The 14,529-nt window shown below is 64.8% G+C and carries 12 protein-coding genes, 1 tRNA gene and 2 pseudogenes; 10 read left to right on the top strand and 5 right to left on the bottom strand.

Features of this window, described 5'->3' with window-relative positions; all coding sequences use genetic code 11:
- Nucleotides 1-369 precede the first annotated feature (369 nt).
- Nucleotides 370-1,104 carry a Crp/Fnr family transcriptional regulator gene (locus DWV00_RS28950; protein WP_115537057.1) on the top strand — a complete coding sequence of 245 codons (735 nt, stop codon included), beginning with the start codon at nucleotides 370-372 and terminating at the stop codon, nucleotides 1,102-1,104.
- Nucleotides 1,105-1,229: 125 nt separating this feature from the next.
- Here DWV00_RS28950 and DWV00_RS28945 read toward each other — a convergent pair whose 3' ends face one another.
- From DWV00_RS28945 to DWV00_RS28935, 3 genes are all read right to left on the bottom strand, one after another.
- Nucleotides 1,230-1,466, bottom strand: a complete 237-nt coding sequence (locus DWV00_RS28945) for a hypothetical protein (RefSeq protein ID WP_115537056.1) — start codon at nucleotides 1,464-1,466, stop codon at nucleotides 1,230-1,232.
- A 95-nt stretch (nucleotides 1,467-1,561) separates the two neighbouring features.
- Nucleotides 1,562-2,260, bottom strand: a complete 699-nt coding sequence (rpiA, locus tag DWV00_RS28940) for a ribose-5-phosphate isomerase RpiA (protein ID WP_115537055.1) — start codon at nucleotides 2,258-2,260, stop codon at nucleotides 1,562-1,564.
- 107 nt (nucleotides 2,261-2,367) lie between these two features.
- Nucleotides 2,368-3,231, bottom strand: a complete 864-nt coding sequence (locus DWV00_RS28935; protein ID WP_115537160.1) for an IclR family transcriptional regulator — start codon at nucleotides 3,229-3,231, stop codon at nucleotides 2,368-2,370.
- A 367-nt stretch (nucleotides 3,232-3,598) separates the two neighbouring features.
- Here DWV00_RS28935 and DWV00_RS28930 point away from each other — a divergent pair.
- The 8 genes and pseudogenes from DWV00_RS28930 to DWV00_RS28900 all read left to right on the top strand — a co-directional run.
- A pseudogene (locus DWV00_RS28930) lies at nucleotides 3,599-4,349 on the top strand (ABC transporter ATP-binding protein); the annotation flags it as partial.
- A gap of 80 nt (nucleotides 4,350-4,429) precedes the next feature.
- Nucleotides 4,430-4,693 (top strand): annotated as a pseudogene (locus tag DWV00_RS35145) (TOBE domain-containing protein); the annotation flags it as partial.
- 88 nt (nucleotides 4,694-4,781) lie between these two features.
- A complete protein-coding gene (locus tag DWV00_RS28925; protein ID WP_245965083.1) occupies nucleotides 4,782-5,612 on the top strand; it encodes an ABC transporter permease in 831 nt (276 codons plus the stop codon).
- 16 nt (nucleotides 5,613-5,628) lie between these two features.
- Entirely contained in the window at nucleotides 5,629-6,423 is a 795-nt protein-coding gene (locus DWV00_RS28920) for an ABC transporter permease (protein ID WP_115537052.1), read from the top strand.
- 36 nt (nucleotides 6,424-6,459) lie between these two features.
- Entirely contained in the window at nucleotides 6,460-6,816 is a 357-nt protein-coding gene (locus DWV00_RS28915; protein ID WP_115537051.1) for a (2Fe-2S)-binding protein, read from the top strand.
- Nucleotides 6,813-8,336, top strand: a complete 1,524-nt coding sequence (locus DWV00_RS28910; protein WP_115537050.1) for an FAD/NAD(P)-dependent oxidoreductase — start codon at nucleotides 6,813-6,815, stop codon at nucleotides 8,334-8,336. The genes DWV00_RS28915 and DWV00_RS28910 overlap by 4 nt, the downstream gene beginning before the upstream one ends.
- Nucleotides 8,329-9,447, top strand: a complete 1,119-nt coding sequence (locus DWV00_RS28905) for an NAD(P)/FAD-dependent oxidoreductase (protein WP_115537159.1) — start codon at nucleotides 8,329-8,331, stop codon at nucleotides 9,445-9,447. Before DWV00_RS28910 ends, DWV00_RS28905 begins: the two co-directional genes overlap by 8 nt.
- A 35-nt stretch (nucleotides 9,448-9,482) precedes the next feature.
- Nucleotides 9,483-10,529: an ABC transporter substrate-binding protein gene (locus DWV00_RS28900; RefSeq protein WP_115537049.1), complete on the top strand. Its 1,047-nt coding sequence runs from the start codon at nucleotides 9,483-9,485 to the stop codon at nucleotides 10,527-10,529.
- A 52-nt stretch (nucleotides 10,530-10,581) separates the two neighbouring features.
- On the opposite strand, the gene rlmB is transcribed toward DWV00_RS28900, so the two are convergent.
- Nucleotides 10,582-11,325, bottom strand: coding sequence for a 23S rRNA (guanosine(2251)-2'-O)-methyltransferase RlmB (gene rlmB, locus DWV00_RS28895; RefSeq protein WP_115537048.1), 744 nt, complete (start codon nucleotides 11,323-11,325; stop codon nucleotides 10,582-10,584).
- 137 nt (nucleotides 11,326-11,462) lie between these two features.
- Entirely contained in the window at nucleotides 11,463-13,973 is a 2,511-nt protein-coding gene (gene rnr, locus DWV00_RS28890) for a ribonuclease R (RefSeq protein ID WP_115537047.1), read from the bottom strand.
- A gap of 216 nt (nucleotides 13,974-14,189) precedes the next feature.
- On the opposite strand from rnr, the gene DWV00_RS28885 reads away from it, so the two are divergent.
- Nucleotides 14,190-14,276: transfer RNA gene (locus DWV00_RS28885), tRNA-Leu, on the top strand.
- The last annotated feature ends 253 nt before the right edge of the window (nucleotides 14,277-14,529 follow it).

The following is a 14,529-nucleotide window of genomic DNA, read 5'->3' as shown; positions in this document are numbered from 1 at the left end:
ATCAACGAGTTGAGGCATCTAGTTCAACGTGCGTTGCAAGAAGCCCAAGCGGAGGCCGATTGGTGCAGATTTGAAACAAAAAGCGGAGGTAACCCACATTGACCGCGACGCAGCCTCGCACGCCGTGCGCAAAGCCTCGGTGCGATAGGGCTTGGCACGATCCTCGCAGAACTGGGCCCACAAACCGGGCGCTGCCGCACAGACGGCGCAACGGCCAGGGAGAAAGGCCAAAAGACGCCGGGACGCGCCGGCATCGAACTGACGAATCGTTTTTCATCGATGCCCGCGGATCTCCGGCCCAGTAACGAACAAGCCGCAAGAGCACGTGCGCTCCAACGCACGACGCGGCAAAGGAATCGAGGACCGATCATGTTGACGCTACAATCCGACCTTCACGGCAATCACCTGCTCGGCGCACTGCCGTCGCACGAATGGCAGGCGCTGACGCCTCATCTTGAGTTGGTCCATCTGCGCACGGAGCAGTTGCTTTGCGATTGCGGCCATAAGATCCACCACGTCTACTTCCCGACCACGGCGATCATTTCGATCCTCTCGATGATGGAAGACGGCGGCTCGGTCGAGCTTGCCGCGGTGGGCCGCGAGGGGATGACCGGGGTGCAAGTGCTCACGGGCGGCGAAACGATGCCCAGCCGCGTGCAAGTGCAATGCTCGGGCTTCGCCTATCGGATGAGCGCGCAACAACTCAAGCAAGAGATCGCGCGCTCCGATTTGCTGCGCCGGCTGATGCTGCTCTACATGCAGGCCCTGCTGACTCAAGTCGCACAGACGGCCGCTTGCAATCGGCACCATTCGTTGAGCAAGCAACTATGCCGGTGGCTGCTGATCGAGATCGACCGCGCCGCGACGGACGAGCTGGCCGTGACGCAGCAGTTGATCGCCGATATGCTCGGCGTGCGGCGCGAAGGGATCACCGAAGCCGCCGGCAAGCTGCATAGCCAAGGCTTGATTCATCACAGCCGCGGGCACATCAAGGTGCTTGACCGCAAAGGACTCGAGTCGCGCGCCTGCGAGTGCTACGGGCTCGTGAAGCGCGAGTTCGACCGCTTGCTGCCGAGTCTCCACGAAACGAATACCGTCCTCTGAGCCGCGTCACGGACGGGAACGGGTGCGTCGATTTTCATCGTTTCGCACCCCTAAATATTTCGCGCAGCACCGGATCGCGTCATGTGTTGCGCGTCGTGCGTTTCCTGTGCGCGCCCGGCGCGCGCTCAATGCGCGTCGGAATCGATGCGTATCCGCGCCTGCACTTCGAATACGGCGGCGAGCATGCCCAGGTGCGCGCGCTCGCCGGCCGCTTCCTGCTCGGTCATCCCGCCGCAGGCTTGGCCGCCGACGACGATGCCGAGCCCCAGTGCGTAGTTGCTTGCGAACGTGGTAGGTTCCGCCTGCCCGTCCCTCAGCCGCGAATAGGCCGTATTCAGGGCCTGCCTCAGTTCGCGTTGCATGATGGGTCAAATCCTCAAAACGTGTTAAAGCGCCGCCGAACGCTCGGCGGCCTCGATACTCGATACCTGTAATACGGCAAAAACCGGTCCAGTCTTTAGCGATCCGAGCGGTAATCGATCGTTTCGACGCCCGCCTCGGAGCCGAGCAAGCAAAAATCGGCGCCGCGGCCCGCGAACAGGCCCACGGTGACGACGCCCGGCCAGGCGTTGATCTCGGCTTCGAGCGCGCGCGGATCGTGGATCGTCAGATGTTTGACGTCGAGAATTTCGTTGCCGTTGTCGGTGATGTAGGGCGCGCCGTCCTGCGTGACGCGCAGCACCGGCACGCCGCCGAGCGCCGTGAGCCGGCGGCCGATCGCGGTGCGGGCCATCGGCACGACCTCGACGGGAAGCGCGAAGCCGCCCAGCACCGGGACGCGCTTGGAGGCATCGGCGATGCAGACGAAGACTTCCGACACCGAAGCGACGATTTTCTCGCGTGTGAGCGCGCCGCCGCCGCCTTTGATCATGGCCCCTTTCGGATCGATTTCGTCGGCGCCGTCGACGTACACGGGCAACGATTCGATTTCGTTCAGATCGAAGACCTTGATGCCGTGCTGCGCGAGCCGCGCCGTCGTCGCGACCGAACTTGACACGGCACCGCGATAGCGATGCTTGTGGGCCGCGATCGCATCGATGAAGCAGTTCGCGGTCGAGCCGGTTCCGACACCGATCACGGTGCCTTCCGGCACGTTGGCGTTGACATAATCGGCGGCGGCTTGGCCGACCAATCGCTTGAGTTCGTCTTGAGTCATGGCGCGAGGGAAAGTGCAGGCGAAAGGCGTGATTTTAGCGCCAGTTGCGCCCGCGCAGCGACGTTTGCGCGGGCGCATTCGATTGCGATTGCCGATTTCGATTGCGCTCAGGCCCCCGGCGCCGCGGCGAGTCCGTGAGCGGGACGCCGCTTGAGCGCGACGTCGAACGGGTTGGTCAGCGGACCGATCGATTCGGCCTGCCGCTTCAGTAGTTCGACCACCATCGGCAAGCGGTCGTCGCCGAGCCGGGACGCGAGCGTCCCGACGCTCAACGCGGCGACGGCGACGCCCGTGCGATCGAGAATCGGTACGGCGACACCGGCCATGCCTTCGAGTACGCCGCTATTGCGCGCGGCATAGCCGAGCTGCCGCACGCGTTCGATCTCCGTACGCAGGTAGACCTCGTCGAGCACGCCGTGGCCGCGGATGCGCGGCACGTTGAAACGAATGATCTCTTCGCGCTCGGCCTCCGGCAGAAACGCGAGGATCGCAAGCGATCCCTGCCCGACGCCCAGCGCGATCCGGCCGCCCACGTCGTTCGTGAACGAGCGGATCGGAAACGGGCCCTCGCACAGATCGAGGCAGACGGCGTCGAAGCCGCTCTTGGCGAGCAGAAAGATCGTTTCGCCCAGGCTCGCGCAAAGTCTCAGCAACGAAGGCCGGCATAGCCCGCGTATGCCGCCGGGATTGCCCGCCTGCGCCGCGAGCGCGAAGAAGTCGACGCCGAGCCGGTACAGCTTCGAGCGTTCGTCTTGCTCGACGACGCCCTCCGCGATCAACGCTCGCAAGATGCGGTGCGTCGTGCCCTGGGTGAGTCCCACGCTCTTCGCGAGCTGCGTGACGCGTGCGCCGCTCGTCTGCAGCGAAGCAAGCTCACGCACGAGCGCGAATGCGCGCGGCAGCATTCCGGCGCCGGGCGCATCCGCGGCGTCCGCGATTTCGTCGCCGGCTTTGGACTCGTCGTCTTGCATTGCCTCGCGGCTCATTGGGCGATCCTCGATGTTTGGCTTACGCTTTAGGTTTCTCGGTCAGTGGAATACTTGCCAGCGTCTCGTTCGTCCGCGCAGTATCGCAGCTTTCAGCACCTTTCGCCGCATGTAGCGGACATCCAAGGGGAAACCCTCAATTCGTGACGTGAAATCCGACCATCCATTGAACGCCAAATCGTTCCATTCAACGGAATATTTTAGATTTTCCTCCCGTTGTACGGAATTCTAAATTGACGCCCCCTATATGGCTGGACAGAATCGGCTTGCCTGATGCCCCGATGCCTAGGCGCATTGCGAGGGCGTCGCTGTCGCTTCTGCCGCCTCTGCCGCTTCTCAAGGGAGCCGAACCATGTCGTTCCTCACGCTTGCCGACGTCTCGAAGTCGTTCGGCAATTTGCATGCGGTCGCCGATCTGAATTTGTCGGTCGAAAAAGGCGAATTCGTGTCGCTGCTCGGCCCCTCGGGCTGCGGCAAGACGACCACGCTGCAGATGATCGCCGGCTTCGTGGAGACGAGCAGCGGCCGCATCGTGCTCGACGGCCGCGACATCACTGACATGAAGCCGAACCAGCGAGGGCTCGGCATCGTCTTTCAAAGCTACGCGCTGTTTCCGCACATGACGGTCGCGCAGAACGTGCGCTTCGGGCTCGAAATGCGCCGCGTGAGCAAGACGGAAAGCGAAGCGCGCGTACGCGAGGCGCTCGCGCTCGTGCGCCTCGAAGCGCTGGCCGACCGCTTCCCGCGCGAGCTGTCGGGGGGGCAGCGTCAGCGCGTCGCGATCGCGCGAGCCATCGTGATCGCCCCGCCCGTCCTCCTGCTCGACGAACCGATGTCGAACCTCGACGCCAAACTGCGCGAAGAGATGCAGTTCGAACTGAGAGCCATTCAGCGCCGCATCGGTACGACGACGATCATGGTCACGCACGATCAATCGGAGGCGCTTTCGATCAGCGACCGCGTCGTCGTCATGGAAGCCGGCCGAATCACGCAGGTCGATACGCCCTATCGCGCGTACGAGCGCCCCGAAAATCGCTTCGTCTCCGAATTCATCGGCAAAGCGAATCTGTTTTCGGGCACCGTCGTCGCGCACGACGGGGCGAACGTGCACGTGGAAGTCGGGGCCGATCGCATCGAAGTGAGCCACGCGACCCATCCGCATCCGCGGCCAAGCGATGCGCCCGATGTCGGCGACGCCGTGACGGTCTGCATTCGTCCGGAGAAGGTACGCCTCGACGCATCGGGCGCCGGTCGCTTGCCGGCAACGGTCACGAGCCGCTTCTTTCTCGGCAGCCAATGGCTCTATCGCGTCGATTGCAGGCTCGGCGAAGTGCTCGTGTGCTGCCAGAACGAAGGCGACGAACCGATTGCCGAGGGCGAAACGGTCGGCATCGATTGGAAGCGCGAAGCGGTGCGCTTCGTCGCACGGGATGCACGCCATGGCTAACGCAACGCTCGAAGCAGGCGCGGCCCGCACTGCCACGCCGCTGCCCACGAACACTCACGTGCGCACGCCTTGGCGCGCTTATGTGCCGATGTGGCTGCTCTGTGCCCCTGCATTCCTGCTCTTCGCCACGCTCGTGCTCGTGCCGCTCGCGATGACGTTCGTCTTGACGTTCTACCGGTTCGATCCGTCGATCGGGCCCATCGCCGCGTTCCAATTCGGCAACTACGCCAACGTATTGAGTTCTTCGTATTACCAGACGATCTTCTTGCGCACGTTCGGAATCGCCGCGATCACCACGGTGCTCTGCGTCGCGATCGGCGCGCCGGAAGCCTACGTGCTGTCGAAGATGCGCGATCCGTGGCGCTCGGCTTTCCTGCTCGTGATCCTCGCGCCGCTGCTCGTGTCGGTCGTCGTCCGTGCGTTCGGCTGGAGCATGCTGCTCGGCACCGCCGGCGTCGTCAACCAGGCGCTGGGCCTCTTCGGCGTCGGCCCCATCAAGCTCGAATACACGACCTTCGCGATCGTCATCGCGCTCGTGCACGTCATGCTGCCGTTCATGGTAATTCCCGTGTGGACCGCTTTGCAAAAGCTCGATCCGCAGACGGAACAAGCCGCGCTTTCGCTGATGGCTTCGCCTGCCACGACGCTGCGCCGCATCGTGCTGCCGCAGATCATGCCGGGCGTGCTCTCCGGCAGCTTGATGGTGTTCGGATTGTCCGCCAGCGCATTCGCGATTCCTGGCCTGCTCGGCGGGCGGCGCTTGAAGGTCGCCGCCACAGCCGTCTACGACGAATTTCTCGGCTCGCTGAACTGGCCGCTCGGCGCGACGATCGCGCTGCTGCTGCTCGCCGCGAACCTCGTCATCATGCTCACTTACTACCGCATGCTCGAGCGCCGCTACGGCCGCAGCATGGGTTGAAACGAAGGAGATCGACATGCGACGCAACGGCCCCTTCGCCCTCGCCTTCCACTCGCTCGTCATCGCATTCGTGCTGGCGCCGCTCATCATCGTCGTGCTGGTTGCGTTCACGCCCGACGAAACATTGACACTGCCCACGCACGGCTTGTCGCTGCGGTGGTTTCGCGCAATCTTGAACTACCCCGATTTCATCTCGGCGTTCTTCACGAGCGTCAAGCTCGCTTTGATCTCGGCCACGATCTCGCTGGCAATCGCACTGCCTGCCGGCCTCGCGATCGCGCGGGCACGGTTTCCGGGCCGCGATTTTCTCAACGCGCTGCTGCTCTCGCCGCTGGTCATCCCCGGGCTCGTGCTGGGCATCGCCCTGCTGCGTTTTTTCGCATTGATCGGCGCCACCGGTTCGTTCGCGTGGCTCGTCCTCGCCCATACGGTGATCGTGACGCCGTTCGTGCTGCGGCTCGTGCTCTCCGCCGCGACGGGGCTCGACCGCAGCGTCGAGCATGCCGCGCAATCGCTCGGGGCCGACGCCTGGACGACATTCAGGCGCATCACGCTGCCGATGATCATCCCCGGCATCACGGGCGGATGGCTGCTCGCGTTCATCAACAGCTTCGACGAACTCACGATGTCGATCTTCGTGACGTCGCCGCAAACCGTCACGCTGCCGGTCCGCATGTACATGTACGCGACGGAATCGATCGATCCCATGATGGCCTCGGTATCCACGCTCGTCATCGTCATCACGGCCGCCGCGATGCTGATGCTCGACCGCGCTTACGGCTTGAATCGGATTCTCATCGGCCAGCATTGACGACGCTGCACTCAGCAGAATTTAGGACAACGAAACATGCCCTATGACGAAGCGCAGCTCGTGCGGCTGGCGGAAGCCGATCGCGCGCCAGTCCTCTTCACGCTCGACGGCGCGCCCGCGAGCGCGCTCGAAGGCGATACCGTGTTGACGGCCATTCTCACGCAACGCCGCATGCTGCGCGTCTCCGATTTCAGCGGGGAACCCCGTGCGGGTTTTTGCCTGATCGGCGCCTGCCAGGATTGCTGGATCCGCACCGAGGACGGCGCGCGCTTGCGTGCCTGTTCGACGGCGATCGAAGCCGGCATGCGGCTGCTCACCCACGCAGTCGTCAATGCCAAAGCCGAGACCGAGGCCGGGGCGGATGCGGATCGCCGGCATGGAGGACAAGCATGACGACGAACCTTGCCAATGTCGTGATCGTGGGCGCCGGCCCCGCGGGCGTCCGCGCGGCCGAGACACTCGTCGACGCGGGTCTGCACCCGATCGTGCTCGACGAAAACGCGCGCTGGGGCGGACAGATCTATCGCCAGCCGCCCGAAGGCGCGGGCTTTCGCCGCGCACCGCGCGAACTGTACGGCTTCGAAGCGCGCAAAGCCCAGGCGCTGCATGCAGCGATGGCGAGCGCGCTGCCTCATCTCGACTACCGCCCCCACACGCTGGCTTGGGCTTGCGAAACGCATGCGGACGGAGGCGATACGGCGGCGCCGATCGACGGCGCGGCGCGACGGTCCGCGGGCCATCTCGCCACGCTGTGCGGCACGCGCGAGCAAAACGTGCCGTTCACGCATTTGATCATCGCGAGCGGCGCGACGGATCGCGTGCTGCCCATGCCGGGCTGGACGTTGCCGGGCGTCTATACCCTCGGCGCGGCGCAAACGGCACTCAAATCGCAAGGCTGCGCGATCGGCAGGCGCATCGTTTTCGCGGGCACCGGCCCGCTGCTCTATCTCGTTGCTTATCAATACGCGAAGGCCGGTGCGAATGTGCTCGCCGTGCTAGACACGAACGACACGGGCACGCAAACCGCCGCGTTGCCCAAACTCATTTCGCAGCCGTCCGTTCTGGCGAAGGGCTTGTACTACGTCGGCTGGCTGCGCGCTCACGGCATTCGCATCGAGCGCGGCGTTTCGCTCGAGGGCGTGCTCGGTGAAGAGCATGTCGCGGGTATCGCTTGGCGTTCGGAAACGGCCGCTCCCGCAGCCGCTTCATCCGGTACCGCCGCGCAAGTACTCGAATGCGACGCGGTCGGCTTCGGCTTCGGCCTGCGTCCTGAAACGCAACTCGCCGACGTTGCCGGCTGCCGCTTTCGCTACGACACCCTCAATCGATGCTGGCTGCCCGAGCGCGACGAGGCCGGACGCACCTCGGTCGGCGGGATCTACGTCGCCGGCGACGGCGCCGGGATCGGAGGAGCCGACGCCGCCGAACGTGCCGGACGTCTTGCCGCGCTCGCCGTGCTCGACGATTCGGACTTCGAGCCCGGTTCGGCAGTCAAGACTTCGCGCATCGATGCAGCCGCTTCGGAGCGCCGCGCGCTGCAGCGCATCGGCACCTTCCGCGCCGGCCTCGAAGCCGCCTTCCCCGCCCCGTTCGAACGCGCGGCCACGTGGCCCGACGCGATGACGGTTTGTCGCTGCGAGGAAATCGATGCCGGCACGATACGCCGATGCATTCGATCGGGAGCCGTGCACGAGGTCAATCGCCTCAAGGCCCTGACGCGCGTCGGCATGGGCCGATGCCAGGGCCGCATGTGCGGCGAAGCGGCGCTGGCCTTGCTTGCCGACGAAACGCGGCTGCCCCCCGATGCGCTCGGCCGCCTGCGCGCGCAGGCCCCGATCAAGCCGATCCCGCTGGCCGCCGCACTCTGCGGCGAGCGCGTGGCGGCCGTTCCCGAGGATGCGCGCGATGAATGAACCGATGTGGCGCTTCGACGTGGCGATCGTCGGCGGCGGGCTCGTCGGCTCCTCGGCCGCGCTCGCCCTCGCGCGCAAAGGCATGCGCGTCGTGCTGATCGAGCGGCGCTACTGCGGCGCGCAAGCGAGCGGCGTGAACTACGGCGGCGTGCGTTGCCAAGGGCGCCCGGCCGAGCAGTTGCCGCTCGCGATGCGCGCGCGGCGGATTTGGGACCGACTCGTCGAGAAAATCGGCATCGATGGGGAATTCGTCGTCTCGGGGCACTTGCGCTTGGCGCGCAGCGAAGCCGATTTGGAAGGCCTCGAAGCCTATGCGCAAATGGCCGCGCAATACGGATTGCCGTTGCAATTGATGTCGGGCGAGGCGTTCAGACGCCGCTACCCGTGGCTCGGCGCGGCGGCCGTCGGCGGCTCGCTGTGCGCGAGCGACGGTCACGCGAACCCGCGCCTCGTCTCCCCCGCGTTCGCGCGCGCGGCGCGGCAAGCGGGCGCGCTCGTGCGCGAACTCACCGAGGTCACGCGCGTCGACTACGACGGCAAACGGTTCTCGCTGCACGCGGGCGAAGACACCATCGAGGCCGACTGGCTCGTCAATTCGGCGGGCGCTTGGGGCCTCAAGCTGGCCGAACGCTTCGGCGACACCGTCCCGATGAAGCCGATCTACCCCAACATGTGGGTGACCGAACCGCTGCCGCATTTCCTCGACCACAACCTCGGCGTATTCGGCGGCGGCATCTACGCGCGGCAAGTCGAACGCGGCAATTGCGTGATCGGCGGCGGACGCGGCCATGGCGACGGCGAGTTCGCGCAGCCGTCGTCCGACACGACGCGCGCCGTCATGCGAGACGCCTGCGCGCTCCTGCCCGCGCTGCGCGACGCGTTGCTGATTCGAACTTGGAGCGGCGTCGAAGGCTGCACGCCCGATCACAATCCGATTCTCGGTGCGAGCCCCAAGGTGCCGCGCCTGCTCCATGCATTCGGTTTTTCCGGCGGCGGGTTCTTGCTCGCGCCCGGCGTCGGCGAAGTGCTAGCCGACCTCGTGATCGACGGCGCCACCGAGACGCCGCTCGACGCGTTCCACGTCAATCGCTTCTCGGCCGTGCCCGCATGACGCTTCGCTCTTCAATCATTAGTTAGGAGACCTGCATGAAAGCTTTACGCACCCTCTCGGCGGCTGCAATGGCCTTTGCCATGCTCGCCGCGACACCGGCGTGGTCGCAATCGAAAACGATCTACATCGGCATGAACGGCGGACCGATGGAGAAGGCCTATACGACGCAAGTGCTGCCCGCGTTCGAAAAAGCGAACAACGTGCAGGTCACCGTCGTGCCCGGCACCTCGTCGGACATTCTGGCGAAGCTGCTCGCCAATCGCGCGCATCCACAGATACACGCCGCCTTCCTCGACGACGGCGTGATGGCCCGCGCCGTCAGTCTCGGCCTCTGCGAAAAACTCGATGACTCGCCCGTTCTCAAGGAACTCTATCCGTTCGCGCGGATGAAAGGCGATGTCGGCGCAGGCGTGCAGCTCGGCATGACGGGCATCGCCTACAACAAGAAGCTGTTCGCGGAAAAAGGCTGGGCGCCGCCTACCTCATGGCTCGACTTCGCGAATCCGAAATACAAAGGCAAAGTCGTGTTCCAATCGGCGTCGAGCAGCACGTTCGGCCTGCACGGCCTGCTGGCATTGAACCGCATCTGGGGCGGCAGCGAGCAGAACGTCGAGCCCGCCTTCACCAAATGGGCGAGCACGGTCGGACCCAACGTCATCGAGTACATTCCGAACTCGGCGAAGATCTCGGAGATGGTGCAAACGGGTGAAGCAGGTCTGTTCCCGCTGACGCCGACGGGCGTTGCCGACTTGCAAGACAAAGGCTTGCCGGTCGCGTACGTCAATCCGAAGGAAGGCCCGGTGCTGCTGCTCGTCGACGTGTGCGTCGTCAAGAACAACCCCGACGACCAGCTCGCGCAACAGCTAGCGCAATTCCTGCTGTCGGCGCCCGCGCAAGAGAAAGCGGCCGAGGCCGGCAAGCAGATCCCGACGAATCATCTCGCCAAGATGCCTGCGTCGATGCAGCAAAGTCTGGGGAACATCGACGACCTCGTCCATAAGGTGACGGTCGTCGATTGGGATGCGATCAACGCGCATCGCGCGCAGTGGGATACGCGCTGGAATCAGCAGATCGAGAAGTAAGAAGTAGCCAGTAAGATGGACGCCGCGAAGCGCGCGGCGCCCGTTACGGGCGTCAGCGCTTGACCGCGCGCTGCCGGACCGCCTCGAACAGACACACGCCGCTCGCCACGGAGACGTTCAGGCTCTCGACCGTTCCGGCCATCGGAATGTGCATGACTTCGTCGCACGTATCGCGCGTCAGGCGGCGCATGCCCTCGCCTTCGGCCCCCATCACCAAAGCGACGGGACCGTCGAGCTTCGTCTCGTAGAGGCTGGCCTTTGCATCGCCGGCCGTGCCGATGATCCAAACGCCGGCGTCCTTCAATTCGCGCAGCGCGCGAGCCAGATTCGTGACGGTGATGTAAGGCACGGTATCGGCTGCCCCGCTGGCCACTTTGGCCGCGGTTGCGTTCAAACCGACGGCCTTGTCGCGCGGCGCGATCACGGCGTGGGCTCCCGCCCCGTCCGCCACCCGCAGGCAAGCACCGAGGTTGTGCGGATCGGTCACGCCGTCGAGCACGAGCAGCAGCGCCGGCCCGTTGATCCCGTCGAGCAGTTCGGCAAGATTCTGGGCCAGCGGCAAGTCGGTTGCGCGCGCAACGACGCCCTGGTGCCGCTCGGTATGCGCCAGGCCCCAAAGCCGCGTTTCGTCGGCCGCGATCAAGCGCACCCCGGCTTCCTTCGCCGTTTGCAAAAAGTCCAGCATGCGGCGATCGCGTCGTGTTGCGTCGTAAAGCACTTCCTCGACCGTCGACGCATCGTGCCGCAAGCGCGCGGTCACCGCGTGAAAGCCGTACAAAACCTTGAGACGTGACATAGCTGTATGAAATCGAAATCGGTATTACGTCGAGCCTAAAAAGGCGAAAGCACAGCGGCGCGTCATGCACTCGCTGTGCCGAAAAAACATCGCCGCGCGGCCCGCTCCAGCGCGGGCCATACGCCGCCGAGCGAAGGTCAGCCCTTCTTGCGCGCGCGCGCCTTCGGTGCGCCTTTCGGTGCGCCGGTGCGCTTCCTGGCCGCTTGCGTGCGAGCGGCCCGCGCCTCGACGACGGCCGCGGATTTACCGGGCGCGGCCTTGTTGTGCCGGGTGCCGTCGGCCGTCGTCAGGCTGCGCACGCGCGGCCCGCGTCCCGCTCCCGGCACTTCCGGTTCGCCGACGGGCCGAACCGGTGCGTTTCCGCGCGTCGGCGCGGCGGGCTTGACCGGCGTATCGCGAACGAGCCGGAAATCGATCTTGCGGGCGTCCAGATCGACGCGGCTGACCTGCACGCGCACGCGATCCGACAAGCGATAGCGAATGCCCGTCCGCTCGCCGCGCAGCTCGTTTTTGATCTCGTCGTACTGGAAGTAATCGGAACCGAGTTCGGTCACATGGACGAGCCCCTCGATGAACAGCGAATCGAGCTGCACGAAAATGCCGAACGACGTGACGCCGCTCACCATCCCGCCGTACTCCTCGCCGAGCTTGTCGCGCATGAAGTAGCACTTGAGCCAGGTTTCGACGTCGCGCGATGCTTCGTCGGCCCGCCGCTCGTTGGCCGAGCAGTGCAAACCGAGTTCTTCCCAGATGGCCGTGTTCTCGCGCGAGCGCGTACGCGTTTGCTCGTCGGCCTGCTGCAGCGCGCGGGCGCGCGGCGACAGCGCCGTGTTCAGCACGACGCCGTTCCCCGCTTCCGGCCGATACTTCGCTCCCGAGAGAATCGCGTAGATGGCGCGGTGCGTGAGCAGATCGGGGTATCGCCGAATCGGGCTCGTGAAGTGCGCATAGGCATCGTAGGCGAGACCGAAGTGCCCGATGTTGTCGGGGCTGTAGACCGCTTGCTGCATCGAGCGCAGCAGCATCGTCTGCAGCATCTGCGCATCGGGCCGATCGCGGATTTGCGCCATCAGCGCCGCATAGTCGCTTGCATGGGGCGTATCGTTGCCGCCGAGCGTCAGGCCCATGCCGCGCAAGAACGTGCGCAGGTTTTCCAGCTTCTCGGCGGTCGGGCCCGCGTGGATGCGGTACAACCCCGGATGCTTGTTGCGCTTCATGAAGTCGGCCGCGCAGACGTTCGCCGCGAGCATGCACTCTTCGATGAGCTTGTGGGCATCGTTGCGCTGACGCGGCAGGATCTGCTCGATCTTGCCTTGCGCGTTGCAGACGATATAGGTTTCGGTCGTTTCGAAGTCGATCGCACCACGCTTTTGACGCGCGGCGAACAACGACTTGTACACGCCGTAGAGATCTTGCAGCTGCGGCACGATCGCGGCGCGGCGCGCCGCCTCCGGGCCCTTCGTATTCGTGAGCACGGCCGCGACTTCGGTGTACGTGAGCCGCGCCGCCGAGTGCATGACCCCCGGATAGAACTGATACGCCTTGATCTCGCCGCGCGCGGTGATCAGCATGTCGCAGACGAGCACGCAACGATCGACCTCGGGGTTGAGCGAGCACAGGCCGTTCGAGAGCTTCTCCGGCAGCATCGGAATGACGCGGCGCGGGAAGTAGACCGACGTGCTGCGCTCGATCGCGTCGGTATCGAGCGCCGTGTTGGGACGCACGTAATGCGACACGTCGGCGATCGCCACGATGAGCCGGAAGCCGTCGCCGCGGCCGACCTTCGTCGGTTCGCAATAGACGGCGTCGTCGAAGTCGCGGGCATCCTCGCCGTCGATCGTGACGAGCGGCACGTCGCGCAGATCGACGCGATGGCGGATGTCGACGGGACGAACCTCGTCGGGCAGGCCGGCCGCTTCGGCCAGCGTGGCGTCGCTGAACTCGTGCGGCACGCCGTACTTGCGCACGGCGATTTCGATTTCCATGCCCGGATCGTCGATGTCGCCGAGCACTTCGGCGACGCGTCCCAGCGGCTGCGAGTGCCGGCTCGGAAAATCGGTCAGCTCGACGACGACGATCTGGCCGACCTTGGCCTTCTTCGTGTTCTGCGTGACGAGAATGTCGTGGCTGATGCGCTTGTCTTCGGGGGCGACGATCAGGGCGCCGTTCTCGTTGAGCAGGCGTCCGATCACGCGCTTGTTGGCGCGCTCAGTCACCTCGACGATATGCCCTTCGGGACGGCCGCGGCGATCGTAGCCGACGATGCGCGCGAGAACGCGATCGCCGTGCATGACCTTTTGCATTTCCGCGTTCGGCAGGAACAGATCGTCTTGGCCGTCGTCGCGAATGATGAAGCCGTAGCCGTCGCGATGGCCCTGGACGCGGCCGGCGACGAAATTGGACGGGTGCGTGAGCTGATAGTAGCCGCGCTTGTCGAGCCGGATTTGACCGTCGCGCTCCATGGCGCCTAAGCGCTTGAAGAATCCTTCGCGCTCCTGGCGCTTGATCGACAGGGTCTCGGCAATGTCGTTGGCGGCGAGCGGCGCTTCGCTCGTGCGCAGCACGCCGAGGATTTCCTCGCGGCTGGGGATCGGGTACGGGTATTTGCTCAAGGGACGCTTGTCGATGATTGTTCTGGCTCTATACATTAGACGCGGCAATGCGCGCCATTCTAACACCCGCTTGGAGCGGGACGGACGGGGGTTCTAGCCCTGTTTGCCGGACCCGCTTCGTTGATGGCCGGGAGATGGGAAACAGGGAGCGAGCGGCCCGTGTGCGTGGTTCTTCAAAAAGAATGAGGCAAAGCGCTTGACAGCAAACTTTGGACCGATATAATAGCGTTCTTTGTTGCAAGACGCACACCTGCCCAGGTGGCGGAATTGGTAGACGCACTAGGTTCAGGTCCTAGCGGTGGCAACATCGTGGAGGTTCGAGTCCTCTCCTGGGCACCAAGCTTTTGAAAGGCCAGCGATTTATCGCTGGCCTTTTTCATTTGTTCGCCCAGGAAGCAAAGTGCCTGCGCACTTTGCGCGGGGATTCGAAAGGCTGCGCTTGCAAGCGCAGCCGCGGTGCGGTCAGAAGACCGGATGCGAGTTGATGATGCTCGGCAACCAAGTCGAGAAGTACGGGAAGTACGTCACGATGTTGATCGCGCTGAAGATGGCGAGGTAATACGGCCAGGCGATCTTCGTCGTCTCGCCGATC

The organism is Trinickia dinghuensis (assembly GCF_003367175.1).
Classification (GTDB): Bacteria; Pseudomonadota; Gammaproteobacteria; order Burkholderiales; family Burkholderiaceae; genus Trinickia; species Trinickia dinghuensis.
The sequence above is the reverse complement of the archived record's forward strand: the minus strand, read 5'-3'. Positions and strand labels throughout refer to the sequence as shown.